The sequence below is a fragment of the Arthrobacter sp. QXT-31 genome (genome assembly GCF_001969265.1).
Lineage (GTDB): Bacteria > Actinomycetota > Actinomycetes > Actinomycetales > Micrococcaceae > Arthrobacter.
Window position 1 is genome coordinate 439,296 of the sequence record NZ_CP019304.1, and the last position, 26,435, is coordinate 465,730.

Annotated in this window: 22 protein-coding genes; 4 read left to right on the forward strand and 18 right to left on the reverse strand. The window is 66.8% G+C overall.

The annotated features are described in order from the left end of the window. Positions 1-55: 55 nt before the first annotated feature. From BWQ92_RS02125 to dinB, 17 genes are all read right to left on the reverse strand, one after another. Entirely contained in the window at positions 56-793 is a 738-nt protein-coding gene (locus tag BWQ92_RS02125) for a YggS family pyridoxal phosphate-dependent enzyme (RefSeq protein ID WP_076798024.1), read from the reverse strand. Beyond that, a complete protein-coding gene (locus BWQ92_RS02130; protein WP_076798025.1) occupies positions 786-1,499 on the reverse strand; it encodes a polyphenol oxidase family protein in 714 nt (237 codons plus the stop codon). The genes BWQ92_RS02125 and BWQ92_RS02130 overlap by 8 nt, the downstream gene beginning before the upstream one ends. Before the next feature lie 67 nt (positions 1,500-1,566). Next, complete coding sequence (gene ftsZ, locus BWQ92_RS02135) at positions 1,567-2,799, reverse strand: cell division protein FtsZ (RefSeq protein WP_076798026.1); 1,233 nt, start codon at positions 2,797-2,799, stop codon at positions 1,567-1,569. 219 nt (positions 2,800-3,018) lie between these two features. After that, positions 3,019-4,077 carry a cell division protein FtsQ/DivIB gene (locus BWQ92_RS02140; protein WP_076798027.1) on the reverse strand — a complete coding sequence of 353 codons (1,059 nt, stop codon included), beginning with the start codon at positions 4,075-4,077 and terminating at the stop codon, positions 3,019-3,021. Continuing rightward, positions 4,070-5,446, reverse strand: coding sequence for a UDP-N-acetylmuramate--L-alanine ligase (gene murC / locus BWQ92_RS02145; RefSeq protein WP_076798028.1), 1,377 nt, complete (start codon positions 5,444-5,446; stop codon positions 4,070-4,072). The genes BWQ92_RS02140 and murC overlap by 8 nt, the downstream gene beginning before the upstream one ends. After that, positions 5,443-6,543: an undecaprenyldiphospho-muramoylpentapeptide beta-N-acetylglucosaminyltransferase gene (gene murG / locus BWQ92_RS02150; RefSeq protein ID WP_076798029.1), complete on the reverse strand. Its 1,101-nt coding sequence runs from the start codon at positions 6,541-6,543 to the stop codon at positions 5,443-5,445. The genes murC and murG overlap by 4 nt, the downstream gene beginning before the upstream one ends. 11 nt (positions 6,544-6,554) lie before the next feature. Continuing rightward, complete coding sequence (gene ftsW, locus BWQ92_RS02155; RefSeq protein WP_076798030.1) at positions 6,555-7,901, reverse strand: putative lipid II flippase FtsW; 1,347 nt, start codon at positions 7,899-7,901, stop codon at positions 6,555-6,557. Between the two features lie 2 nt (positions 7,902-7,903). Continuing rightward, positions 7,904-9,532 (reverse strand): UDP-N-acetylmuramoyl-L-alanine--D-glutamate ligase, encoded by a 1,629-nt coding sequence (gene murD, locus BWQ92_RS02160; protein WP_076798031.1) that lies wholly within the window; start codon positions 9,530-9,532, stop codon positions 7,904-7,906. Further along, the gene (mraY, locus tag BWQ92_RS02165; protein ID WP_076798032.1) at positions 9,514-10,623 is read right to left on the reverse strand and encodes a phospho-N-acetylmuramoyl-pentapeptide-transferase; all 1,110 of its coding nucleotides are present in this window, start codon (positions 10,621-10,623) and stop codon (positions 9,514-9,516) included. Before mraY ends, murD begins: the two co-directional genes overlap by 19 nt. Beyond that, a complete protein-coding gene (locus BWQ92_RS02170) occupies positions 10,620-12,092 on the reverse strand; it encodes a UDP-N-acetylmuramoyl-tripeptide--D-alanyl-D-alanine ligase (protein WP_076798033.1) in 1,473 nt (490 codons plus the stop codon). The genes mraY and BWQ92_RS02170 overlap by 4 nt, the downstream gene beginning before the upstream one ends. 6 nt (positions 12,093-12,098) lie before the next feature. Further along, positions 12,099-13,766: a UDP-N-acetylmuramoyl-L-alanyl-D-glutamate--2,6-diaminopimelate ligase gene (locus tag BWQ92_RS02175; RefSeq protein WP_076798034.1), complete on the reverse strand. Its 1,668-nt coding sequence runs from the start codon at positions 13,764-13,766 to the stop codon at positions 12,099-12,101. A gap of 115 nt (positions 13,767-13,881) precedes the next feature. Further along, the gene (locus BWQ92_RS02180; RefSeq protein ID WP_157365085.1) at positions 13,882-15,690 is read right to left on the reverse strand and encodes a peptidoglycan D,D-transpeptidase FtsI family protein; all 1,809 of its coding nucleotides are present in this window, start codon (positions 15,688-15,690) and stop codon (positions 13,882-13,884) included. A gap of 44 nt (positions 15,691-15,734) precedes the next feature. Continuing rightward, entirely contained in the window at positions 15,735-16,409 is a 675-nt protein-coding gene (locus BWQ92_RS02185) for a hypothetical protein (protein WP_076798035.1), read from the reverse strand. Next, the gene (gene rsmH / locus BWQ92_RS02190; RefSeq protein ID WP_076798036.1) at positions 16,406-17,404 is read right to left on the reverse strand and encodes a 16S rRNA (cytosine(1402)-N(4))-methyltransferase RsmH; all 999 of its coding nucleotides are present in this window, start codon (positions 17,402-17,404) and stop codon (positions 16,406-16,408) included. The genes BWQ92_RS02185 and rsmH overlap by 4 nt, the downstream gene beginning before the upstream one ends. Before the next feature lie 171 nt (positions 17,405-17,575). Then, complete coding sequence (gene mraZ, locus BWQ92_RS02195) at positions 17,576-18,004, reverse strand: division/cell wall cluster transcriptional repressor MraZ (protein WP_076798037.1); 429 nt, start codon at positions 18,002-18,004, stop codon at positions 17,576-17,578. A gap of 393 nt (positions 18,005-18,397) precedes the next feature. Further along, positions 18,398-18,769: a DUF3040 domain-containing protein gene (locus BWQ92_RS02200; protein WP_076798038.1), complete on the reverse strand. Its 372-nt coding sequence runs from the start codon at positions 18,767-18,769 to the stop codon at positions 18,398-18,400. Between the two features lie 316 nt (positions 18,770-19,085). After that, positions 19,086-20,246 (reverse strand): DNA polymerase IV, encoded by a 1,161-nt coding sequence (dinB, locus tag BWQ92_RS02205; protein WP_442856759.1) that lies wholly within the window; start codon positions 20,244-20,246, stop codon positions 19,086-19,088. 141 nt (positions 20,247-20,387) lie between these two features. Between dinB and BWQ92_RS23800 the strand changes: the two genes are divergently transcribed. Together BWQ92_RS23800 and BWQ92_RS02215 are read left to right on the forward strand one after the other, a co-directional pair. After that, complete coding sequence (locus BWQ92_RS23800; protein ID WP_172804234.1) at positions 20,388-20,945, forward strand: hypothetical protein; 558 nt, start codon at positions 20,388-20,390, stop codon at positions 20,943-20,945. Further along, positions 20,942-22,036: a polyprenyl synthetase family protein gene (locus BWQ92_RS02215; RefSeq protein ID WP_087874097.1), complete on the forward strand. Its 1,095-nt coding sequence runs from the start codon at positions 20,942-20,944 to the stop codon at positions 22,034-22,036. The genes BWQ92_RS23800 and BWQ92_RS02215 overlap by 4 nt, the downstream gene beginning before the upstream one ends. Positions 22,037-22,108: 72 nt before the next feature. Here the strand turns inward: BWQ92_RS02215 and BWQ92_RS02220 are convergent, their stop codons facing one another. Continuing rightward, on the reverse strand, positions 22,109-22,462 hold the full coding sequence (locus BWQ92_RS02220) for an Rv2175c family DNA-binding protein (protein WP_076798041.1): 354 nt from the start codon (positions 22,460-22,462) through the stop codon (positions 22,109-22,111). Between the two features lie 249 nt (positions 22,463-22,711). On the opposite strand from BWQ92_RS02220, the gene BWQ92_RS02225 reads away from it, so the two are divergent. After that, positions 22,712-24,031 (forward strand): lytic transglycosylase domain-containing protein, encoded by a 1,320-nt coding sequence (locus BWQ92_RS02225; RefSeq protein WP_076798042.1) that lies wholly within the window; start codon positions 22,712-22,714, stop codon positions 24,029-24,031. Between the two features lie 113 nt (positions 24,032-24,144). Then, positions 24,145-26,430, forward strand: a complete 2,286-nt coding sequence (locus BWQ92_RS02230) for a Stk1 family PASTA domain-containing Ser/Thr kinase (protein ID WP_076798043.1) — start codon at positions 24,145-24,147, stop codon at positions 26,428-26,430. Positions 26,431-26,435 lie beyond the last annotated feature (5 nt).

Genomic DNA, 26,435 nt, shown 5'->3' on the forward strand with positions numbered 1-26,435 from the left:
CCAAAAGTCAAGACAGCATTGGAATCCCCGCCATTCTCTTCCAACACGACAGACGCTACCGCACGGCCGGGCGGGAACCGAGAATATCTGAGCCAATTCGGAGGTGTGTCGCACCGAATCGGACAGCGGCTTCCAGGTCCTGGCTCATGCCGGCCGAAATACCTGAGGCGCCGGGGAAATCCCGCTGCAGGCCAGTTGAAATGCCGAGCAGTTTTTCGAAGGCCCGGTCGGGATCCGCCCCGAGTGGCGCCACCGCCATGACGCCTGCCAGGCGAAGGCCGCCCGCGGCTTCAAGCTGCTCCGCCAACTGCGGCACCTCGTCAGGGGCCGCCCCGCCGCGGTGGGCTCCGGCGTCCTCATCCAGGCTCACCTGGATGAAGCAGTCGAGGTCGCCGCGGCCGGTCAGTTCCTGCTGGGCGACCATGGCCCGCTCCAGGGCAGTCACCAGCTGGGCGCGATCCACGGAGTGAACGGCAGACGCGTAGCGGACCACCGTCTTGGACTTCTTGCTCTGGAGCTGCCCCACGAAGTGCCAAGTGAGGTCCAGGCCCTCAAGTTCCTCGGCCTTTGCGGACGCTTCCTGGTCCCGGTTCTCCCCGAAGTCCTTGACCCCGAGCGCGGCCAGCCGCCGCACGTCCTCAGCCGGGTGGAACTTACTGACCACTATCAGCCGTGGAGGGTTGCCTCCGCGGCCGGCCGCCGTGGTGGCACGGTCGATACGCTGGCGTACGGCATCCAGGCGTTCCTGCAGCTGTACTGTCCGGGCATCCCCGGGTACCGCGTTTTCAGTCATGGGTCCACACCAGCCCGGCGAAGCGGCCGGACCGGGAGTCGCGGCGGTAGGAAAACAGGGAGTCGCTTTCAAGCGTGCACGGCCCGCGGTACTCGATGGGAACGCCCAGGGCCTCGAGCTGGCTGGCGGCTCCGCCCGGAAGGTCAAGTGCCGGAGTTCCCCAGGACGTGGTTGACCGTGCCGACGGGAGGACGGCAGAGACCTCGTCGCGGAGTTCAGCGGGTACCTCGTAGCAGTTGCCGCAGACGGACGGCCCAAGCCAGGCCCGGATATCGGTGGCGCCGGCGGAGCGCATTTGTTCCACCGCCGCCGGAATGACGCCGGAGAACAAACCGGGCCGCCCGGCATGCACGGCAGCCAGCACCGGGCCTGAAGCCGCGGAGCCCACCAGGACCAGGGGAATGCAGTCCGCCACCATCACGGCAAGCGGCCCGCCGAGCGAAACGAGCGCGTCGGCCGTCGGCGTATCACCGACGGCACCAGAGTCAATAACTTCAGGTTCAACGACAAGGGACACTTCGTTGCCATGGACCTGGTTCATGTACTGGAACCTGCGCGGAGCGACGCCGGTGGTTTCCTCAAGGCGGGCCCTGCGGCGCAGCACCGCGCCGGCGTCGTCGCCCACGTGCAGGGCGAGGTTGCCGGCATCCGTATCGGTGAACGCCACGGACACACCCGGCTTCACTTCAGCACGCCACAAAAACAATCGGAACTCCGGCAGTCAGGGTCAGGAAAAGGGGTAACTGCCGGGCGGATGTCCGCCCGGCAGCCTCCTACTTCAGGAAATCAGGGACGTCGAGGTCGTCAGACCGGCTGCCGGTCAGGTCGGGCTCCACCACAGACGGAAGGTCGACGTCGAAGCCCGAGTCTGCGGGGACAGCCGACGGGCGCTGCTGGCCCCAGCTGCTCAGGCCTGCGGCACCGACACCGGCGTGCACGGGCTGGACGTGGACCTGCTGGTTGCCCGCGGACGGCTGGCTCTGCGGCGCAGCCGCCGGAACGGCGGGGCGCTGCGGCGCAGCCTGCTGCTGCGACTGGTCCATGGACGGCGAGGTGGCCTTGACGTCGTCGAAGCCGGCCGCAATGACGGTGACGCGGGCTTCATCGCCGAGGGCGTCGTCGATGACCGCGCCGAAGATGATGTTGGCTTCGGGGTGGGCAACTTCCTGCACCAGGCGTGCGGCCTCGTTGATCTCGAACAGGCCGAGATCGGAGCCGCCCTGGATGGACAGCAGGACACCGTGGGCGCCGTCGATGGAGGCCTCGAGCAGCGGGGAGGCAATGGCGAGCTCGGCTGCCTTGACCGCGCGGTCCTCGCCGCGGGCCGAACCGATGCCCATCAGGGCCGAGCCTGCACCCTGCATGACGGACTTGACGTCGGCGAAGTCAAGGTTGATCAGGCCGGGGGTGGTGATGAGGTCCGTGATGCCCTGGACACCGGACAGCAGGACCTGGTCAGCGGAGCGGAAGGCGTCCAGGACGGAGACGTTGCGGTCGCTGATGGACAGCAGGCGGTCGTTGGGGATCACGATCAGCGTGTCCACTTCGTCGCGCAGGGCGTCGATGCCTGCCTCCGCGGAGCCTGCACGGCGCCGCCCCTCGAAGGTGAACGGGCGGGTGACCACACCGATGGTCAGGGCGCCAAGGGAGCGCGCAATGCGGGCAACGACGGGCGCGCCGCCGGTTCCAGTGCCGCCGCCTTCACCGGCGGTCACGAAGACCATGTCGGCACCGCGGAGGACTTCCTCGATCTCGTCGGCGTGGTCCTCGGCAGCCTGCTTGCCGACCTCGGGATTGGCCCCGGCACCCAGCCCGCGCGTCAGCTCGCGTCCGACGTCGAGCTTAACGTCGGCGTCACTCATCAGCAGGGCCTGGGCATCGGTGTTAATAGCTATGAATTCGACACCGCGGAGACCCACCTCGATCATGCGGTTGACTGCGTTCACGCCACCGCCGCCGATGCCGACGACCTTGATGACGGCCAAGTAATTCTGCGGAGCTGCCACGTTACGTGTCCCTTGTTAGTGTCCTATTGCGAAAACTGATGGAGTCGGGCTTGAAGCCCTGAACCTTGAAGTTCCTAAACCTTAACCCTCCACTTGAAGGTTATAGTTATGTCAAGTAACTCACGTCTGTGACGCTATTTCCTATGCTGGCTACATTCAATAACCGCCACCGCGTGTCGTCCTAATCCCCGTGAAATACACCGGCATCACCTTGTCGCATCACCGTGTCACCGGATGCCGCGGCACGCTCACGTCATAGGTGTTGACCGGGTTCGCGGGGTCGGCCGGCACCTTGAGCAGCGCCTCGAGCACGCGCGCCTTGAGCTCCTTCTCCCCCGCGTTGCCCCAGATGACGGTCTGGCCGTCCAGCAGCTTCAGCTCCACCGCGTCGACGGACTTGGCGGAGGCGTTGGAGAGCTTGGCAAGCACGTTGGCCGGCAGCGCGCCGAGGACCTCGGCGGTGGCCTGGAACAGCTCCTTGCCGATGGTGCCGGCTCCGCCGTCAATCACCGGCAGCTTCACCGAGGCGGGGTCGGCGGTGGTGCCAAGCCTCACGCCGTCGACGTCCACGAGCATGTACTCCTTGCCGCGCTTGACGAGGGCGACCGGGACGCGCTCCTGGACCTGCACCACGAGGACCGACGGCGGATGGGCCTGGGTCTTGACGGACTTGATCTGGACGAGCGGCTTCAGCAGCGAGTCGACCTGGGAGTCGCTGACCTGCGGCAGCGGCGTGCCCAGCAGCGGCTTGAGTGCGGCCTGCACCTGGGCGGGCTTGAGGAGCTTCGTGCCGGTGACGCTCACGCTTTGCACCGCCAGCACAGGCGAGTAGATGGCAGCGACGATGAGCCCCGCCACAATGGCAGCGGTGACACAGGCTGCGACGATGACATTGCGCCTGATGCGCCGGCCGCGGGGTTCGGGAAAGGCCAGCACATTGTCCGGGGAAGTACTGGCCGGGGACGCAGTGCCCGCGGACGCGCCGTCCGCCGCCTTGGTTCCCGGTTTGCTTGCGGCCGGGCCTTTCAGCCGCGGCCAGGACGCTTTGGCCGGCGTGTCCTGAGGCTTGCCCTTGGACTGACTCTTCTGTGTCCTGCCGTTCTGTGCCGTGCCGTTCTGTGCCGTGCCGTTCTGTGCCGTGCCCTCCGGAACGACCTTGGAGGCCGTGATCACGGCCGGCTTCCCGCCGTCGGGCTTCACATCAGCCTCCCGGGCAGCATCAGCGTCCCGGGTGGCCGGCTTGGCCGGACGGTAGGTGGGCCGGCGGGTGCTAGCCACCGAGGGACTCCACGATGAGCGGCCCGTAGGCGGTGACGTCCCCGGCACCTGCGGTGAGGATGATGTCGCCCGGCTGCGCGGCGGCGGCCAGGGCGGCAACGGCCTCCCCTGCTCCCACCAGGCTGCCGCCGGCGCCCAGATGCTCGGTGATGAGGGCGCTGGTAACACCGGGGATGGGGTCCTCGCGGGCCGGGTAGATGTCCAGCACCAGGGCGGTGTCCGCAGCCTTGAGGGCGTCGGCGAACTCTGCGGCGAACTCGCGCGTCCGGGAGAACAGGTGCGGCTGGAACAGGACGTGCACCTTGTGCTCGCCGGCCACCGACCGGGCCGCGGCCAGCGCCGCGCGGACCTCGGTCGGGTGGTGGGCGTAGTCGTCGTACACGCGCACGCCCCGGCTCTCGCCCTTGTATTCGAACCGCCGCGACGCGCCGGAAAAGTGGGCGAGGGCGGAGGCGGCGGCCTGGGCGTCCACGCCGAGTTCCAGTGCCACCGCCATGGCAGCGGCAGCGTTCAGCGCGTTGTGGCGTCCCGGGACCTGCAGTGCCAGCGGGAACCGGCCGCCCGCCGTCGTGATGGCCACCCTGCCCGGGCCGCCGTCGTCGAGCCGGAGGTCGGCGGCCTCGGACGTGCCGTACAGCACGACGCGGGTATTGCCCCGTTCGCGGGTGCGCAGCGCGAGGGCGTGTGCGCCGGCGTCGTCCGCGCACGCCACCAGCACACCGTCGGCGGGCAGCAGCGCGGTGAACCGGTCGAAGGATTCATACACGGCTTCAGCCGTGCCGTAGTGGTCCAGGTGGTCCGGTTCCACATTGGTGACGACGGCGATCTGCGGGCGGTAGTTCAGGAACGAACCGTCGGATTCGTCCGCCTCCGCGACGAACACCCGGGAGCTGCCGTTGGCCGCGTTGACGCCGAGCGCGGGCACATTGGCACCGATCGCAAACGAGGGATCCAGGCCCGCGCCCTGCAGCAGCACGGTGATCATGGAGGTGGTGGTGGACTTCCCGTGGGTACCGGCAACAGTCACCACGAGGTCGTCGCCCATGGTGGCGGCCAGGGCTTCAGAGCGGTGCAGCACCGGCAGCCCGGCGGCCCGCGCGGCTTCCAGTTCCGGGTTGTCGGCGCGGATCGCCGAGCCGGCCACGACCGTCTGGGCGTCGCCGAGGTTGCCGGCGTCGTAGCCCACGCAGATCCGGGCGCCGGCGGCGGCGAGCTCCTTCATGACCGGCAGGTCCTTGGCATCGGAACCGCTGACGGGAACCCCGCGCGCCACCATGATCCTGGCGACGGCGGACATGCCCACGCCGCCGATTCCGATGAAGTGCACGCGGCCCAGTGATTCCTGGCTGGCTGCTGCGTTGGTGGTCATTTGGATACCGCTTCCAGTACGAGGTCTGCCATGAGCTGGTCGGCATTTCGGATGCCAAGGTTCTCCGCGTTCGCCGCCATCGTGTCGAGCCGGGAGCGGTCCGTCAGCAGCGGGATAAGGCTGGTGCGGACCCATTCCGGGGTGAAATCGCGGTCCGCAACCAGCAGGGCACCGCCGGCATTCACCAAGCCGCGGGCGTTCAGTGCCTGCTCGCCGTTGCCGATAGGCAGCGGCACGAAAACGGCGGGAACACCGACGGCGGCGACCTCGCTCACGGTGGCCGCGCCGGAGCGGGCCAACAGCAGGTCGGCAGCGGCGTAAACGGTCTCCATGCCGTCCACGTATTCGAGCTGCCGGTAGCCGTCGGCGCTGAGCGTGTTGCCGTCCGGGTCCATTATGGACTTGCCGCGGCCGGTGATGTGGATCGTCTGCACGCCGGCGGCGGAGAGTGCGTCGAGCGACGCCGCCACGGTGCGATTGATGCTTTGCGCCCCGGACGAGCCTCCGGTGACGATGAGGACCGGCTTGCCAGGCTGCAGGTTAAGGGCTCGCAGGGCGCCCTCGCGCGCGGTTGCCCTGACCATGGCGGAGACTTCGCGGCGCATGGGCATCCACACGTGGCGGCCATGGCGCAGCGGCGTGCCGGCGAAGGCCACCGCCACGTGCCGGCTCAGCCGCGCCCCGACCCGGTTGGCCAGGCCCGGCCGGGTGTTTGCCTCATGGATGACAATGGGAATCTTCCGCCGCCAGGCAGCGAGGTACATGGGTGTGCAGACGTAGCCGCCCACGCCCACGAGGACGTCCGCCGCGGCGTCGTCGAGGATGCGCCCAGCCTGGCGGACGGCGCCGGCGAGGCGTCCCGGCAGGCGGAGCAGATCCGCCGAGGGCTTCCGCGGGAACGGGACACGGTCGATGGTGGCCAGTTCCACGCCCGCGGCCGGGACCAGCCGGGTTTCCATGCCGGCGGCTGTTCCGACGGCGAGCAGCCGGGCGTCGGGGCGGGCTTCGCGGATAGCCGCGGCAATGGCCAGCAGTGGGTTGATATGGCCTGCTGTTCCGCCGCCGGCGAGGACCACGGACAAGGACTCGGTTTTCATCAGGTGCTGGTTTACGCTTTCGTGCTGGTTTTCTTGCGCCCGGGCTTACGCCACGGGCCGAGCAGTTTCCGGGGACGGATGTTGGGTGCCATCTGCTCGCGGGCCAGTGACAACACTACGCCGATCGCGCAGAGCGACATCAGCAGCGCCGAACCGCCGTAGGAGATGAACGGAAGGGGAACACCGATCACCGGCATGAGGCCGGTAACAACGGCCATGTTGACCGTGCCCTGGCCGAGCAGCCACACCATGATGGTTCCGGCAAGCACCCGGTGGAACAGATCCTCCTGGGCCACCACCACGCGGTAGATGGCCGCACCCAGGATGGCGAAAAGGACCAGGACGACGACGGTCCCCACCAGCCCCAGCTCCTCACCGATGATGGCGAAGATGAAGTCGTTGTGCGCCTCGGGGATCCAGCTGTACTTCTGCCGGCTCTGGCCGAGCCCGACGCCGAACCAGCCGCCGGAGGCCAGCCCGTAGAGACCGTTGGTGGACTGGTAGTTGGCGTCGATGCCATCGCCGCAGCTCTGGCCGGTCCACCACGAGGTGATGCGGCAGACCCGGTTGGAGCTGGTCATGGCCATGAATGCCATGACCGCGCCGAGTCCCACGGCCGCGAATCCGAACAGGTACAGGCGCACCCCGGCGAAGAACAGGGCGGCCGCCGTAATGAGCATGATGATCATGCCGGTGCCCAGGTCGTTCCCGAACAGAACCAGGCCGATGATCCCGCCTGCTATGGGCACCACGGGGACCACGGCGTGCCCCCACCGGTGCAGCAGCGACGCCTTCTTGGCCAGCACGGTAGCCATCCACAAGGCCAGGGCCAGCTTGGCCGCCTCGGAAGGCTGCAGGGTGAAGAACCCGCCGATGTCGATCCAGTTCTTGTTGCCGTTGACGCTGGTGCCGATCACCAGCACGAGCCCCAGCAGGGCGTAGGCGATGATGATGCCCGGCCAGGCGAGGCGCTTGAGCCACACCACGTTGATCCGGGACAGCATGAACATGCCGAAGATGCCGATTCCGGCGAACAGGCCCTGCTTGAGGGCGGCGGTGTAAGGCGACTCGCCCGCGGCGATGGCCTCCACGCTGGACGCCGACAGCACCATCATGATGCCGATGGCGGTCAGGGCCAGCGTGGTGCCGAGGATGAGGTAGTAGGTGGAACCGTTGCGGGACTTGCCGGTTCCTTCGAGGGCGGACCAGAAACGCCGGTACCACCGCCGCAGCCGGCCGGCCGCGGGAAGCCTGGATGCGGGAATCCTCGACGCCGGAGTCGTCGGCGCAGCAGCCTGTCCGGCGTTCTCCCCCGGCCGTTTCCGGGCGGCCGCAGGACGGGTGGGCGTGCTGGCCATTCTTACTCCTTGCCGGTCCGGGCCTCCCCTTCCACGAGCTCGCGGACCGCCGCGATGAAGGCATCGCCACGGTGAGCGTAGGAAGAGAACTGATCCATGGATGCAGCAGCCGGGGCCATCAGCACAGTGTCACCCGAGACGGCGAGCTGTGCCGCCGATGCGACGGCCCGTGCCATCACTGCCTCCCCGGTTTCGGCTGAATCCGGTGCGGCGTCATGTCCGGTTCCGGCTGACTGCACAATTTCAGTGTGGCCTGCCGCCTGCCGGATGACCGGGACATCCGGTGCGTGTCGCTGCAGGGACTCTTCCAGTGATGCAGTGTCCTTGCCGATCAGCACGACCGCCTTCAGACGGCGCGCGTGGTCGCGGACGAGGTCGTCGTAGCTGACACCCTTGGACAGTCCGCCGGCGATCCACACCACCGGATCGAACGCGGCCAGGGACGCCGAGGCGGCATGCGGGTTGGTGGCCTTGGAATCGTTGATCCAGAGGACGCCGTGCTGCTTCGCGACCGGCTGGATGCGGTGGCTCCCGGGAATGTACGCCTGGAGTCCCTCGCGCACGTGCTCGGGGCTGACGCCGTAAGCCCGCACCAGGCCCGCTGCGGCCAGGGCGTTGGCTACCATGTGGCGGGGTGCCACCGGCCCAAGGTCGGACATGGTGGCCAGTTCGGCGGCGCTGTCCTTCCGTTCGGCGATGAAGGCGCGGTCGACGAGCAGGCCCTCCACGACGCCGAGCATGCTGATGGCAGGCGTCAGGGTGGTGAAGGCGACAGCCCGGCAGCCTTCCACCACGTCGGCGTCCTCCACCATGCGCTCGGTTTCGATCTGCTCGTCGTTGTAGATGCAGGCCTTCTGCGTGTTTTCGTAGATCTTGGCCTTGTCGGCAAGGTAGGACTCGTAGGAGCCGTGCCAGTCCACGTGGTCCTCGGCGACATTCAGGCACACGCTGGCCACCGCCGAAACCGACTCGGACCAGTGCAGCTGGAAGCTGGAGAGTTCCACCGCGAAGACGTCATACTCCACCGGGTCGCGCAGGGCATCGAGGATGGGCGTGCCGACGTTGCCCACCGCTATCGCCTTCAGGCCCGCGGCCCGCAGCATCGACTCGGTCAGGCCCACCGTCGTCGTTTTGCCGTTCGTGCCGGTGATGGTGAGCCAGTCGGCGGTTTTCCGGCCCTCGCGGACGCGCAGGCGCCAAGCAAGTTCGACGTCGCCCCAGACCGGGATGTGGGCGCGGGCGGCAGCCGCGAGCAGCGCCTGGTCCGGCCGCCAGCCGGGCGAGGTGACCACGAGTTCGGGCTTCTGGCCGTCAATCTTGGGCAGCGTGCGGACGGCGTCCTCCCCCAGGAGCACGTCGGCCGCGCCGACGATCCGCAGCGTGTCCGCCTTGGCCCGGGCTGTTTCCGTGGTGGCGCCGTCGACCACCACCACGCGGGCGCCGAGTTCGATCAGTGTGTCCGCGGCCGCGAAGCCCGAGACACCGATCCCGGTGACCACAACGCGCAGCCCGGCCCAGTCGGAGTCCCAGCTGACGAGGTCTTTCAGCCGGGCGGAGCCCGTTGCAGCAGGGCCCGTTGCAGCGGAACCTGATGCGTCGGTGTGGGGTACGTTCACAGCAGGACCACCCATTCTGCGTAGAAGATGCCAAGACCCGCGGCGACGAACAGGCCGGCGAGGATCCAGAACCGGACAACCACGGTGACTTCCGCCCAGCCCTTGAGTTCGAAGTGGTGCTGCAGCGGCGCCATCTTGAAGAAGCGCTTGCCCTTGGTGACTTTGAAGTAGCCCACCTGGATGATGACGGAAAGCGTGATGAGGACGAACAGGCCGCCGATGAAGGCGAGCAGCAGTTCGGTGCGGGAGAGGATGGCGAACCCTGCGATGGCACCGCCGATCGCGAGGGAGCCGGTGTCGCCCATGAAGATCTTGGCCGGCGAGGTGTTCCACCACAGGAAGCCCACCAGCGCGGCGCTCATGATGGCAGCCAGCAGTGCAAGGTCCAGGGGATCCCGAACGGAGTAGCAGCCGCTGCCGGCCTCGCGGGGCGAGCCGCAGGCCTGGTTGCTCTGCCAGATGCCGATGAGCGTGTAGGCGCCGAACACCATGATGGCGGCGCCGGCAGCCAGCCCGTCGAGGCCGTCGGTGAGGTTGACGCCGTTGGTGGCCGCGGTGACGATCAGGTTTGACCAGACCACAAAGAGAATGGCCCCGAGCACGGTGCCGCCGAACGCCAGGTCAAGCCACGGGATGTCGCGGACCAGCGAGATCTTGGTGGATGCCGGGGTGACCCCGTCCGCGTCCGGGAAGTAGAGCGCCATGACGGCGAAGATGATGCCCACCGCCGCCTGCAGGATCAGCTTGGCCTTGGCGTTCAGGCCCAGGCTGCGCTGCCGTGAAATCTTGATGAAGTCGTCCAGGAACCCCACCAGGCCCATGCCCACCATCAGGAACAGCAGGAGGAGCGCGGAGGCGGACGGCCCGGGCGACCGGGGGTTCATGAGCCACATGATGAGGTGCGTTGCGCCGTAGCTCAGCAGCACCGAACCCACCACCACGGTGCCGCCCATGGTGGGTGTGCCGCGTTTGGTGTGGTGCGACGTCGGCCCGTCGTCGCGGATGAACTGGCCATAACTCTTGTGCACCAGCAAACGGATGAACAGCGGGGTGCCCACCAGTGCCAGCAGCAGGGCCAGGCCAGCGCCGATCAGAAGTGCAATCACAGCAGCTCGCTCCCTTCATTGGCAGATGTGGGGGTGGCATGTGGGGGTAATGCTATCCGATCGCCCAAGTGCCGCAGTCCCACGCTGTTCGAGGACTTGAAGAGCACCAGGTCGCCGGGTTCGAGCTGCTCCTGCAGCAGTTCGTAGGCTTCGTCGGCGGTCTCGGCGAACATGCATTCGTCGCCCCAGGACCCTTCCTGCACGGCGGAGACGTACAGCGAACGCGCTTCCCGGCCCACCACCAGGAGGCGCGAGATATTCAGCCGCACCACCTGCGTGCCGACGGCCGTGTGCTCGCGGATCGAATCGTCACCCAGTTCCAGCATGGCGCCGAGCACGGCCCAGGTGCGGCGGCCGCGGCCGAGGTCGGCCAGCGTGCGCAGCGCTGCGCGCATGGATTCCGGGTTGGCGTTGTAGGCGTCGTTGATGACGGTGACGCCGTCGGGCCGTTCGGTCCGCTCCATGCGCCAGCGGCTGGCAGCGGACTGGGAACTCAGGGAGGCGCTGATCCTGTCGGCCGGAACGCCGGCGGCGTGCGCGGCGGCCGCGGCGGCGAGGAGATTGGCCACGTGGTGTTCGCCGATCAGCTTGCTGCTGACCCGGACAGTGGGCTCCCCCGGCACTTCGAGGTCGAACTCCGGGTTTCCTGAAGCGTTGGTGTCCAGCTGGGCCGCCCGGACGGCCGGAGCATCCGGCTGGGCATCCCGGGAGGAAAAACCAAGAACGGTGGCCCGGGTGCGCTCGGCCATGGCGGCAACGCGGGGGTCGTCAAGGTTGAGCACTGCCGTGCCCTCCACGGGCAGGGCCTCGGCCAGTTCACCCTTGGCGGTGGCGATGTTTTCCACGCCGCCGAATTCGCCGGCGTGGGCTGTTCCCACTCCGAGCACCACACCGATCTCCGGACGGACCATGTCGGCCAGGTAGCGGATGTGTCCGATGCCGGTGGCGCCCATCTCGATCACCAGGAACCGGGTGTCAAGACCCGCCTGGAACACGGTGAGGGGCACGCCGACCTCGCCGTTGTAGGAACCCTGCGGTGAAACCGTGGTCCCCTCGCCGGCCAGGATGCCCGCGAGCAGGTCCTTGGTGGTGGTCTTGCCGGCTGAGCCTGTGATGCCGATGACGGTCAGTTGTTCACCGGCCGCCTCGCGGTGGTGCCTGATCCGCCGGACAGCCTCGGCCGCGAGGGCTCCCAGGGCCAGTACCGCGTCCTCGACGAGGACAGACGGATACGTCCGGCCGGCGTCGTCCTTGATTTCACGCTCGGTGAGCGCCAGAACGGCGCCGCGGTCAAAGGCCGCCCCCACAAAGCTGTGCCCGTCTGCGTTTTCGCCGGGTTTGGCCACGTAGAGGGAGCCGGCAACGGCCTCCCGGGAGTCGGTCACCACGGATCCGGGGGTGACGTCGGGGTCGGCGAGCAGGCGGCCGCTGGTGATTTCGGCGATTTCCGCCGCAGTTAGTTCAATCATGTCGGTCTAGGACTCTATCCCGTCGTCTTGGAGAACGGTGAATCCTCGTGCCGTCAAGGCGTTCCGTAGTTCCACCCTGTCGTCGAGGGCAAGGTTGACTCCCTTGACCTCCTGCCACACTTCGTGCCCGCGCCCCGCGACCAGGATGGTGTCCTCCGGAGCAGCGAGGCTGACGGCCTCCCGGATGGCGGCATCCCGGGGGAAAACTTCCATGATCCTGCAGTCGAGCTGCTCGGCTTCCTTGGCGTCCGTCGCCCCCACCAGCACGTCCGCGCGGATCGCCGCGGCATCCTCATCGTGGGGGTCGTCATCGCTGACGATCACGACGTCGGCAAGCCGGGCGGCGATGGCGCCCATGGAAGGGCGCTTGCCCTGGTCGCGCTGGCCGGTGGCACCGAAAACGACGATCACCTTGGAAGCGGGCTCCGGGGAGCGGACCGCCTCCAGGGCCCGCGCCAGTGCATCGGTGTTGTGGGCGAAGTCCACGACGGCGGCCGGCCGGGTGGACACGAGCTGCATGCGGCCGGGAACTGCCACCGTGAAGGGATCCCTGGCGTCCAGTGCTGCCTGCACCTCGGCCGGGTCTGCGCCGCCGGCGAGCACCATGGTCAGGGCCAGGGCCGCGTTGGAGACGTTGAACGCGCCGGGCAGGCCCGTATGCACGCGCAGTTCCGCGCCTTCCCGGCTGCGGAGGATGAATTCGGTGCCGAGGCCGAGGGGCTTCGGGGAGGTCACGGTCCAGTCGGCCACCGCAAAGTTTTCTTCGCCTTCGGGCCGGCTGCCGGGCTGGAGGGTTGCCAGCGTGGTGACCGGGAGCTCAGTCTCGGCGGCAAGCCGCCGTCCCCACTCGTCGTCGACCGTCACGACGGCGGCCCTGGCGCGTCCGGCGGTAAACAGCTCCGCCTTGGTCCGGTAGTACTCCTCCATGGTGCCGTGCAGGTCCAGGTGGTCCTGGCTGAGGTTGGTGAAACCGGCGACGTCGAAGACCACGCCGTCCACCCGGCGGAACGAAACGGCGTGCGAGGAGACCTCCATGGACGCGGCGTCCAGTCCGCGTTCACGCATGAGGGCAAGCAGGGCATGCACGTCGGTGGATTCCGGCGTGGTCAGGAGGCTGGGAATCGGGTCACCCCCGGCCAGGATCTCGATGGTGCCGATGAGTCCGGTCTTCTTGCCCATCGCCTGCAGCAGGGCGTTGATGAAGTAGGTGGTGGTGGTTTTTCCGTTGGTGCCGGTCACGCCGAACATCGAGGGGCCCGGGAGGTCCGCGTCCTGGCTCCGGTAGATCAGCTTGGACAGGCGGCCCACCACGCTGCGGGGCTCGGCCACTACAAGGACGGGGACGGCAATGTCATGCCCTACGGCAAGGAGCTTCCCGCCGGCGTCGTCCGTCAGCACCGCGACCGCGCCGGACTCGATGGCCGTCTTGGCGAAGTCAGCCCCGTGCCGGGACGCCCCGGGCAGGGCAACATACAGGTCCCCGCGTTCCACGGTCCGTGAGTTCAGTGAGATGCCGGTGACCGGAATGGATTCGGCGGCCCCGGCTACTGCGACGCCGACTGACTGGCCGATGACACCCAGCTCGACGGCGGCGACGGCGGTGGGCCTGAAGCCGCTCCTGGATGCCTGCCCCTCCGGGGCGTCGGCAGTGCCGGGGTCATGGTGCTGTGACAACTGAATCTCCGTTGGTGCTAGTGGACCACGGACACGACAGAACTGTTTGTCCAGCCGTACCGCGGTCTCTCTTGGCGGGCGTTACGTGGCGTACTGCCTCATTGGGCGTACGCCGTTATTTGGCATACTGGGGCAGCCTCACGGGCGTTCCCTTGGACGGCGGAACGTTGTACATCCGCAGTGCCTGGCCCATGACCGAGCGGAACACGGGGCCGTTGGTGATTCCGTAAATCGACCCCTTGGGACGCTGCAGGACCACCTCAACAATAAACCGCGGATCGTCCATCGGCGCCATTCCCACCATGGAGGCGGTGTAACCGCAGAAGCCGGCGGTCCCGTCATCACAGGGCGATTGCGAGGTACCCGTCTTGGCCCCGACCCGGTAGCCGTCGATCGCGGCCTCCTTGATCTGGCCCTCGGTCACAGCGCTTTCGAGGATGTCCCTGACATCCTGTGCCGTCTCCTCCGAGACCACCCTCCGGGACGGCTTGGCCGCCACCTTCTCCTCTGTTCCGTCAGGGCTGATGTAGCTGTCGATGAGCCGCGGCTGCAGCATCACGCCGTCATTGGCGATGGTCTGGTAGGCGCGGACCGTCTGCAGGGTGGACTGCGAGACCCCCTGCCCGAACAGCACCGTGTACTGCTGGCGGCCGTCCCACTGGTCAGCCGGGGTCAGGATGCCCTTCGCTTCCGCCGGCAGGCCGATCTCCGGTGCCTCGCCGATGCCGAATTTCTTCAGCCAGTCGTAGCGTTGCTCCTTGGTGAGCCGCTGGCCTGCCATCACGGTGCCGGTGTTCATGGACCAGCCCAGGATGCCCGCCAGGGTCCGCTTCTCGGTCCCGTGGGAGAAGGAGTCATCGAACTGCTGGCCGTCCACCACCAGGGACGGCGGGATCACAAAGGTGTCAAGCGGTTTGGCCTTGCCCTCTTCGATGACGGCGGCCGCTGTGATCATCTTTTCCACGGACCCGGGCTCGTAGGCAGCGGTGACGGAGCGCACGCCGCGGTCCTTGGCAGCCACCTTGCCGGGGTCGTTGGGGTCGGGCGTGTTGGTGTCGGCCATGGCGATGATGTTGCCGGTCTTCGCCTCAGAGACGATGATGACACCCCACTCGGCGCTGAGCTTGTCAGTCTGGGTCTGGATGGCCTGCTGGGCGAAGTACTGGAGGTCGGAGTTCAGGGTGAGCTTGACGTCCTTGCCATCCTGCGCGGGCGTCAGTTCGTCGATGCCCACGGGGATACGGAGGCCGTCGGCGCCGATTTCAAACACGCGTTTGCCGGGAGTGCCGCGCAGAATCCCGTCCTGGGTCTGCTCGAGGCCTGCCTGACCGGTGGTTCCGTTTTCCAGGAAGCCCACAATGCCGCCGGCCACTGACCCGTTCGGGTACACACGCTTGCTGGTTCCTTCGGAGAAGATGCCCGGGATCTGCAGTTCCGAAACCCGGTTTTCGACGTCGGGCCGGAGATCCTTGGCCACGATGTAGTAGGTCCTGGTGCCGGTGACGGATTTGCGCACGTCCTCAACGTCCATGCCCAGGACGGAGGCGAGCTCCGCGATCCCCTGGTCACGGGACACGGTAACGAGCTCGTCCTTGCCGTTCACCGTTTCAAGCCGTTTGAAGGATTCGGTCTTGGTGTTTACGGACTGGTCAACGGTGATGTTGTAGCGGATGACGCTGTTGGCCAGCACTGTTCCGTTGGCGTCCAGGATGCTGCCCCGCTCGGCCGGCAGCACGGTGGGGCGCAGCCGGTTATCCAAGGCAGCTTCTGCCATGCCCCCGACGTCAAGCCCCTGGACCAGGAAGAGCTTTCCACCGACCACCAGCAGCAATGCAAGCATGATACTGAGTCCCAGGCGGAGTCTCTTGGTGGCGTTAGCAACTTTCTTCTTGCCTGTTTTGCCCTTGCCTTGCGCCACGCTCATCCCCTACTGCTTGCCATGCGGCCTACCAGCCGCCTGTTCCTTCCCTACTGACCCGGCGTCCTTTGCTCCGGAGCCGGAATGGTGCCGCCGTACAGGGCCGCCGGCTTGGCGGCAGCCGCCGGTTCGGCCGGCTTGGCATCCGCTTCCTTGGTCTCCGGCTGTGCGGCCGCCGTTTCACCGGCTGCCGGCACCCTGCTTGCCAGCGGCTCGCCCGAGCTGGCAGGCGGGACCACGTTCAGCTGACCGGGGACGGCGGGGGCGGCAATCACCGCTCCCGCGCGGTCCCCCTTTACCGCCGGCTTGGCATCCCCGCTGACGGTCAGCGTGGAAAGGTCGATCTGTCCCTTGCCGGTGGAGGCAACCATTCCCAATTCTGCGGCCTTGGCAGCCAGATTCTGGGGAGCCTCGAAGTTTTGGACCTGCTGTGTCAGGTCCTGGTTCTGCTTGGTGAGCGCCGTCTGTTCGGCACGGAGCTTGACCAGCTGGTACTGCGCTGTGGACACGGAGATGTTGAGCACCAGCACCGCGATCAGCGCCGCTGCCAGCATGCCGAAGCAGAGTACAACAAAAGGAGCGCGGCGCTTCCTCGGCGCGGACCGGACCAGGGAAAGCGGGGTGCGCGCCTTGCGGGCCGAACCCGGAAGGCCGGCCTGCTCACCTATACCCTGGACGCTCGGGCCGGACGGAAGGGCGAGGTTCTTGGCAGCTGAGGTGCTCATGTTGCTCTCCTGGCTCTGATGCGTTCCACTGCGCGCAGCCGGGCTGATGCTGCACGCGAATTCTCTGCGATTTCGACGGCGGTGGGCACCTCGGTGCCCTTGGTCAGGGTTTTGAGTTCGGCCTTGTGTTCTTCAAGCTCCACCGGGAACCCGAGCGGAGCTGATGATTTGGAGCGGGACTGGAAGACGCCCTTGACGATCTTGTCTTCCAGGGAGTGGTAGGACATCACGACGATCCGGCCGCCAAGCGCAATTGCATCCACGGCCGCCGGCACCGCGCGCTCGAGGACGTCCAGTTCCTCGTTGACTTCGATGCGCAGCGCCTGGAAGGTGCGTTTGGCCGGGTGTCCGCCGGACTTGGCGGCGGCGGCCGGAACCACAGCGCGGATCTGTTCGACGAGTTCCCCGGTGGTGGTGAACGGCTTCACTGCGCGGGCGGCGACGATCCTGTTGGCGATGCGCCCGGCGAACTTTTCCTCACCCCACTTGCGGATGATCCTGACGAGCTCTTCTTCGCTGTAGGTGTTGACGACATCCGCCGCCGTCTGGCCGCGGCTGGTGTCCATCCGCATGTCCAGCGGTGCGTCAAAGGAATAGGCGAAACCGCGTTCACGCTCGTCAAGCTGGAGGGACGAGACGCCGAGGTCCATCAGGATGCCGTGGACCTCGGGAATGCCGAGGTCCTCAAGCACCTCGGCGATTTCGTCGTACACGGCGTGGACCAGGTCGGTGCGGGCCGCAAAGGGCTCGAGCCGCTCCCCCGCCAGCGCCAAGGCTTCCTCGTCGCGGTCGATCCCCACGAGGTGCAGGTCCGGGAAACGCTGGAGCATGGCTTCGGAGTGCCCGCCCATCCCGAGCGTGGCGTCGATGACCACCGGCGTTTCACCGCGCGAGCGTGCTGCCTCGAATCCGGGCGCCAACAGATTGATGCACCGGTCCTTCAGGACCGGCACATGGCGTTCGGACGTTGGCTTTGGCTGGCCGGGTTCTGTCACGCCTTCGTCCTTCCTTGAGCGCCTGGGAATCTCTTATGCCGGGTTTCTTGGGCCAGATCCCCATCCGCGCCTATCCCGCTGACTGCCTGGCTCCGGGGAAGTGAGCCAGGTAGCCGGAAGGATGGGCGGCTGGAGATCTCGTCCAAGAAACAAATCCGGACTCGTGCCGGCCTAAAGGATGCCGGCGATGGGGTTGTCGGTCTCGGAGAAGGAGGTTTCCTTCTCCGCCAGGTACGCATTCCAGGCTTGGGCATCCCAGATCTCCGCCCGGGTGCCGGCCCCAATAACGGCCAACTCCCTGCCGAGCCCTGCGTACTCCCGGAGCGCGGGAGGTATGGTCACGCGCCCCTGCTTGTCAGGCACCTCGTCTGAGGCTCCAGAGAGAAAAACCCGGATGTAGTCACGAGCCTGCTTGTTGGAGATCGGTGCCTCCCTGATCTGCTCGTGGACCCTCGCGAATTCCTGCTCGCTGAAGACGTAGATGCAGCGCTCCTGGCCTCGCGTGAGAACAAGTCCGCCGGCAAGCTCCTCACGGAACTTGGCGGGAAGAATGATCCTGCCCTTTTCGTCAAGACGCGGCGAGTGTGTCCCAAGGAACACGTCCCCACCGCCCGTCTGCCGTCAGAAGCCGAACAACCCCCGCGCTGCCACTACCCTCTTACGCGCTCCACTTTACTCCACTTCTCCCCACAGTCAACGTGACACAGGCATTTCTCCGCGGTTTGGAGAAACAGTTTTGCCCGGAATGACGCGGATTTTTGGGCGGGGGTGGGAAGTGGAGGGAAATCGCTCCCTTTCAGGCTCAGCCAGGGTGCCCCGCCCCTCTGTGCGGGATCGTCCAACGGCGGCGGCTCGGGCCTAAATCCGCGGTTTAAAGCGGAATGACCCGCCGTGGCGGGTCATTCCTGGTCTATTTGGCACCCACCGGGGATGACCAGGTGGTGCGAAGTGGAGGCTGGTGCGGGGCAGGCGTGGTGGGAAGTGGAGCAGTGCTCAGGACTCCCCGCGGCGCCTTTCGTCCCAGCGTTCTTCGAGGCTGTTCATGAAGGAGCTCTTACCCTTTGACTTTCGGCCATGCCCGCCGGCCTTCGCTTTGCCCGCCGCAGCGCTGCGCATCGTGGCAAAGTAAACCCCGGCACCCATGACAACAAACCCGAGGACCCCTACGAAGATGTTCTGCAGGGAAACCCCAACAAGGAGGAGCAGCACCCCGGCCAGCGTGGCCAGTACGCCAATCACAATGTGCCGGGTGGACCAGCTGCGGCCGGGATCCGAGCCCATGGAATTGGCGAACTTGGGATCGTCCTCATGCAGTTGCCTCTCGAGTTGCTCGAGCAGCTTCTGTTCGTGCTCCGAGAGCGGCATCACGACCTCCTTAAGTAGGCCAACGTCCAGACAGGTCGGAACCGGTTGTTCCTGCCCCGTCAACGACCGGTATGCCCTCCGGGTTCCCGGCCTGCCAACCTCGGCAAATCCAGGGATCCAAGCATACCGACGCGGCGGGTCAGGTGATCCACACATGTCCAGACGTTCGAAATCTTTGTATCTATAAGGATAGTTTGTTGGGCGCTGTTCTGAAAGACGCTGTTCAACGGCACCAACGCGCCCCAGGCCTTGAAATGCCACTGATCCGCGCCCCTGAATGCGGTTTCCCGATTCCGCTGGTGTCAGCGGAATCACGTCAGTGGCTGCCGCTCCCAGGCTCAAGCAGCCGCGCCGGCAGCACGGACTTGCTGCCGAACTTCTCGGCCACCTTGTCCAGGGCCTGTTCAGCAGCCCGCCAGTTGTCTTCGCGCCTGTCAAGGCTCAGCTGAAGGGAGGTCTGGGCGGCGGTCTCCAGCTGTTCCGCCCGGACCCCCACCAGCCGGACCGTCAGCGGCCGGCTGCCGAGTGACTCCAGCAACTGGACGGCCACGCCATAGATGAGCTGCGCGCTGTCCAGCGGAGTGTGGACCGTGCGGCTGCGCGTTACGGTGGAGAAGTCGGCGTACCGCAGCTTGAGGGCCACAGTCCTGGCCACCATGCCCGATGCGCGGAGCCTCTCGGCCGTGCGGTGTGACAGCCGCAGCAGCTCGCGGTGCAGCAGGGCGTCGTCGGCCGTATCCGAGGCGAACGTCTCTTCTGCTCCAATGCTTTTCTCCACCCTCACCGGGGTGACCGTCCGGCTGTCGATACCCCAGGAGAGCCGGTGGACGTGTTCGCCGGTGGCGCCCAGTACCTTCTTGAGCGAGGAGACGGGCGTCGCGGCGACGTCCGCTACGGTGCGGATTCCCATCCGGGCCAGAACTTCCGCCGTCTTGCCGCCTACGCCCCACAGGGCATTGACCGGCAGGCTGTGAAGATACGGCACGGTTTCTTCCGGCCGGATGAGCAGCAGACCATCCGGCTTGCACCGGGTGGAAGCGATCTTGGCCACGAATTTGCTGGCAGCGATCCCCACAGACGCTGTGATGCCCAGTTCGCTGGCGACCCTCCGGCGGATCAGCTGGCCGATTTCCAGCGAGGGGCCGAGCCTGCGGATCGCCCCTCCCACGTCAAGGAACGCCTCATCGACACTGAGCGGCTCGACGAGCTCCGTGATGGATTCGAAAATGGCCATCAGCTGGCCGGACACCTCGTAGTAGAGCTTGTGCCTCGGCTCGATGATGATGGCCTGCGGACACAGCCGGTGGGCCACTGCCATGGGCATCGCCGATTTCACGCCAAATTTGCGCGCCTCATAGGAGGCTGACAGCACCACGGAGCGTTCCGCCGGAAAGCCAACGATGACCGGCCGGCCTCGAAGGTCAGGACGGGCGCGGAGTTCCACGGAGACAAAAAACGCGTCCATGTCGACGTGCATGATGCTCGCCCGCCGAAGGTCCCGAAGCCGCGCTTCCGCCTGCTCTCTCTCCTCGTCCGGCCCCACGTCTGCAATCCTATGCCCTCCACCCGACTAAACTGGAGGCTGCATCCGGCATCAACACCCAGGAGGACCGCACCTGTGAAGGTCATTGGAACGCTCATGCCTGCCCGCCTTGGGCTGCTCGCCGCGGGAGCGGCCGTGCTGGCGGGGGCGACTGCATGCACGGCACAGGCGCCCGGTTCCGCAACGCCCGCAGCAACAACGTCGGCCTCCCCGGCTGCCGCGGCAACAAACACGGCGACCGCCACGGCTTCCGCGCCGGCAACAGCCAGCCCGAGCGCCGCGCCCGGCACGTCGGCCACCGTGGGTGCCCTGGTTGCCGGCTTCCCGGCCAAGCTGCTTCCGGTGATGCCCGGGGCGAAGGTGGTGGCCAGCAGCTTCGACAAGTCGGCCTCCCCGGCCACCGCCGCACTGGTGGGTTCAACCTCCGCCAAGCCGGCCGCCGTCGTCGCCTATTACACCAAGGCCCTGGAAGCACAGGGCTTCAAGGCCGTTCCCGGCAACACAGTGGGCAGCGTGGCATCAAAGGACTTCGTGCGCGGGGGAAGCGAGACGGTTAACATCGCTGTCCCCCAAACCGGCGGAATTTCCACCTTCACCATCGGCGCCAACGTGACGCCCGAGTCCGTCAAGTGATGGTGGCCGAGCAGCTTCGCGTCGAGCAGGCGGACTTCGTGGCCGCCGTCGCGGGAAAGCTCACAGATTTTCTGACAACCCGGCAGTCGATCATGAATGCCATTTCGCCGGACATCGATCCCATCATGGGGTCCATCTCCAACCTGGTCACCGGCGGAAAGCGGCTTCGCGCCCTCATGTGCTACTGGGGATGGCGCGGAGCAGGCGGTCCTGCCACAGCCGAGGACATCATCACGGCAGGCGCCGCCCTTGAGCTGTTCCAGGCCGCAGCGCTGATCCACGACGACATCATCGACCGGTCGGATACCCGCCGGGGCGGACCCAGCGTGCACCGCCGGTTCAGCCAGCTCCACGAGTCCCAGGGCTGGGCCCTCGACAGCGAACGCTTCGGCCACGCCGCGGCCATCCTGGCCGGCGACCTCTGCCTGTCCTTCAGCGAAGAGGCCTTCACCGACATCGGTGAAACGGCGGCCTCCGGCAGCAGGGCAAGGCTGATCTTCAACCTGATGCGCTCCGAGGTCATGGCCGGCCAGTACCTGGACATCCTGGAAGAGGTGGCGGGGCCGGTCCGGGACCGTGCCGGTGCCGTCAGCCGCGCCCAGTCGATCATCCGTTTCAAGTCGGCCAAGTACTCGACGGAGCACCCGCTCGCCCTGGGCGGGGCGCTCGGCGGCGCTTCTGATGAGCTGCTCCGGGGCTACTCTGCCTTCGCGCTGCCGCTCGGCGAAGCCTTCCAGCTCCGCGACGACGTGCTGGGCGTCTTCGGGGACCCGGTCACCACCGGCAAGCCTGCCGGCGACGACCTCCGGGAGGGCAAGCGGACCGTGCTCGTCGCCTTCGCCCTGGACCTGGCGACCCCCGAGGAGTCTGCGTTTATCGACTCCAGGCTCGGCAGCCCTGACCTGAGCGACGAAGACGTTGCCGAGATCCGCCGGATCATTGCGGACTGCGGCGCGCTGCAGGCCACTGAGGTGCTGATCGAGGAATTCGGGGCGGCAGCGTATGCAGCCCTGGAGCTGCTGCCACTGGAGGACCTCCCCAAGACCGCGTTGCGGCGGCTGGCGGAGGCGACAGTGAGCCGGGCCGCCTAAACGGCTGGCCCGGCCCGTTTGTTACAAAGCCTGGTCTGTTACCAGTCCGGGTTCATTACCAGGCTGGGTTCACTACCAGGCCAGGGACTGTGCCCGGCGGCGGATTTCTGTCTTGCGTCCTGCACGGAGGGCGTCGATGGGCCGCCCGCGCAGCGACTCGTCAGGGGTGAAAAGCCACCCGATGAGCTCTTCGTCGGAGAAGCCGGCGTCTGCCAGCACCACGATCGTGCCCTTGAGGCTCTCTACTACGTGGCCGTCCTGAAGGAAAGCGGCGGGCACCGAACGGATCTTGCGTTCCCCGATCCGCAGGGCTGCCAGCGCGCGCTCGTCAAGGAGCCCGTGGACTTTGGTAATGGACACATCCAGCATCTGGGCAACATCTGGCAGGGGCAGCCAGTCGCCTACAAGGGTTTCAACAGTACTCACGGGACAAGGTTGCCATGGCGGGCGCCCGCAAGCCTAGTCAGAACGGCGCGCTCCTCGGCCCGCAGCATCTTGGCGCGCGACACTCCCAGCGCGCCTGATTTTCCGGGTGAAAACCAATTCTTGTGCTAACCGAGAAATCGTGAGAGATTCACATAGATAACATTCGCACCACGATTAACATCAGTAACATTAGTATCACGAGCAAATGGCATGACCGACAGCAATCGCCGCTGAGAAGAGGACTTTCCCATGACGACGACCCGCTCCACCAAGCAGTCACCCCGGCCGGGCCTGCCCCTGATCGCGGCCACGACGGCCACGCTGCCTGCCGTCATGCTTTCCTCCCTTGCGGTCGCCGAGCCCGCAGCGGCCGAAGCCCGTCCTAAGACGGTCCCTGCGACACTTGCCGCCGCCATGGAGGCTCAGGCGGCTGCAGCCAAAGCGGGCGTGATTCCCGCAGCCTCCGTGCCGGCAGCCCTCCCTTCAGCTCTGCAGCCCACCCGCGTCACCCCGGCGTCCCACACGGTGGTCCGCGGGGACACGGTCAGCGGCATCGCCGGCCGGTATGGACTCAGCACCTCTGCCGTGCTCAAGCTCAACAACCTCAGGTCGAACTCCGTGATCTACCCGGGACAGCGCATCAAGCTGAAGGGTGCCGCGGCACCGGCGGCGAAGACTGCTGCCGCGCCTGCCCGTACCGCCGCCCGGACGTACACCGTCAAATCCGGTGACACCCTGGGCGGCATTGCCTGGCGGCACGGCGTCAAGCTTTCCCAGGTGCTCAGCTGGAACGGGCTCAAGATGACATCGACCATCTTCCCGGGCCAGAAGATCCGGCTCGGTGCCGGCACGGCCGTTGCGGCTGCACCGACCAAGGCGGCAGCACCGGCCGTCACGCGCTCCGCCTCCTACGTCATCAAGTCCGGGGACACACTGTCCGGCATCGCGGCCAGGCATGGCGTGAAGCTTTCGGCCATCCTGTCGGCGAACCGGCTGAAGGTCACCAGCACCATCTTCCCCGGTCAGAAGATCGCCATTCCCGGCAAGACCGGCTCCGTCCAGCCCGCGTCCAGCGTTACGCCGCTGGTGCCCAGCTCCTTCCTCGGCTACACCTACCCGCCCGCCGTCGTCAGCTCGGCCAACAAGAACAAGGCCCTGCTCAACGCCTCGCCCGTCCCGTCCCTGGCGCAGATGCAGTCCATCGTGGCCGACACGGCACGGCGGATGGGCGTGGATCCTGCGCTGGCACAGGCCTTCGCCTACCAGGAGTCGGGCTTCAACCAGCGGGCAGTGTCGCCGGCCAACGCCATCGGCACCATGCAGGTGATCCCCTCCTCCGGCCAGTGGGCATCTGACCTCGTGGGCCGGAAACTGAACCTGCTGGACCCCTACGACAACGTCACCGCCGGCGTCGCCATCATCCGCCAGCTGATCCGGACCAGCAAGAACCTGGACTACGCCATCGCCGGTTACTACCAGGGCCAGTACTCGGTCAACAAGTACGGCATGTACACCGACACCAAGCACTACGTCGCAGCCATCAAGGCACACCGCAAGAACTTCAGCTGACGTGCCCCACTTGCCCCGGGGCAGGGTCAGACCAGCCCCGGGGAGCATAACGATACGGGTCCGGATCCTATGTTGATTCGGACCCGTTTCCGTGCAGCACTTAGTATCGAAGAGTGCAGGAAAACGCTATAGGCAGTCTCATTGGGTCGCTGGTGGACAACCGCTACCAGGTGAAGTCCAGGTTGGCGCGGGGCGGGATGTCCACCGTTTACGTGGCCACGGACCAGAGGCTGGACCGTGATGTAGCCCTGAAGGTCCTGCATCCGCACTTGGCCAACGACGGCAATTTCCTGGACCGCCTGGCGCGCGAAGCACGGGCTGCCGCTAAGCTCTCACACCCGCATGTGGTGGGCGTGCTGGACCAGGGGCACGACGGTGACACCGCCTACCTCGTGATGGAGTACATCAAGGGGCACACCCTTCGCGACGTCATCAACAGCAAGGGCGCGTTGTCGCCCCGGCTGGCCCTGGCCCTCATCGATCCGGTCGTGGAGGGCCTGGGAGCGGCCCACGCCGCAGGCATGATCCACCGCGACGTGAAGCCGGAAAACGTGTTGATTGCCGACGACGGCCGGATCAAGATCGGCGACTTCGGCCTCGCCCGCGCGGTAACGACAACAACCAGCACAGGTGCCCTGATCGGCACCGTCGCATACCTTTCTCCGGAACTGGTCCTAGGCAAGCCGGCCGACGCCCGAAGCGACATCTACTCGACAGGCATCATGCTGTTCGAGATGCTGACCGGACGCCAGCCCTTCGACGGCGAGGTCCCGATCCAGGTGGCCTACCAGCACGTGAACTCCACCGTGGGTCCTCCCTCCGCCCTCGTTCCCGGCCTGGCGGACGAAGTGGACGAACTCGTACAGTGGTGCACCGCCAGCGACCCCGAGCAACGGCCGGTGGACGGCAACGCCCTGCTGGCAGAACTCCGCCATATCCGGACCAACCTCACCGACTCCGAACTGGACCTGCAACCCCCTGCGGCCGTGCGGGCGGCTGCGGCGGCGGGCGGAGCTTCAGCCACTGCCAGCCACGGCCTCCGCGGGGCCGCTGCACCTCCCGCCCCGGCCAGGAAGCCGTCGCACCTGCCGCAAAACCCGCCTGGTCCCGGCGCCGCGGCTGTCCAAGGAATACCGCCGGTACAGGGAAGCCCGGGCAACCACACCGAGGTGCTGTCACCGATCCACGGCGGCGAGGTCCCCCGGGGCCGTCCCACCGAAGTCATTTCCCGTGCCAGCAATCCCACCACCGTGTTTTCCGCCCCGACCTCTTCAAACCCGGCCTCTTCAAACCCGACCTCTTCAAACCCGGCCTCTTCAACTCCCGTTTCATCAACCAACGTCTCTTCGACCAGCAGGCCGGTCCTCCCGCCCTACGGATTCGATGACGATGACAGGGATGATGCCCAGCTCCCCCTGAGCAAACGCGAACAGCGGAAACTGGACCGCCACGAAGAAAAGGCCCGGTCACGCGCCGCGGCCACTCCCGTCCGCACCCTCCGTGAAGGAAACCCCCGGCGCAGGGGCGCGCTCTGGATCGTGGTCATGGTGATCCTCGCCCTGCTTGCCACCGGGGCCGGGTGGTTCTTCGGCATGGGGCCGGGATCCCCCGGGACCGTGCCGTCCGTGGCCAACAGAACCGTGGCGGAGGCACAGAAGCTGCTCCGGGACGCCGGCTTCCAGTCCAGCACCCAGGATGTCTTCGACGACGACGTCAAGGCAGGGCTGGTGGTCGCATCCGAGCCGGGCGCCGGAACGGAAATCCGCAAGTACCAGCAGGTGTCGCTGTTCGTGTCCAAGGGGCCGCAGCTGTTTCCGCTGCCGCGGCTGACCGGCAAGACGCTGGAGGCGTCCAAGGAGGCGCTCAACGGGGCTGAAATGGCGCTCGGCAAGGTCACCGAAAAGTTCGATGAGGAAGTGCCCGCCGGAACGGTGCTAAGCCAGGCCCCGGCGCCGGGAACGCCCGCGCGGCACGGGACGCCTGTCAGCCTGACTGTCTCGAAGGGCCCGCAGCCCATCCCGGTGCCGGACGTCCGCGGGCAGGACGAGGAAGAAGCGGTACATGCCATTGAAGCTGCCGGCCTCAAGGCCGAGGTAGCCGATGAAACCGTCCACGACAGGAACGTTCCGAAGGGCGCCGTGGTCAGCCAGGAGCCGGCTTCCGGAACCTTGACGAGGGGACAAACCGTCACCCTGACGATTTCCGAGGGGCCCAAGCTCGTCAAGGTGCCCAACTACATCGGCAAGCAGGTCGAAGACGCTACTGAGGCCCTGAGGAAGCGCGGCTTCGAGGTCCGCGTCAACGAAGTCCTCGGCGGCTTCTTCGGCACGGTCCGGGATCAGGATCCCGTGGACACCGAGGTGCCGGAGGGCTCCGTCATCACCCTCACGGTGGTATAGCCAGG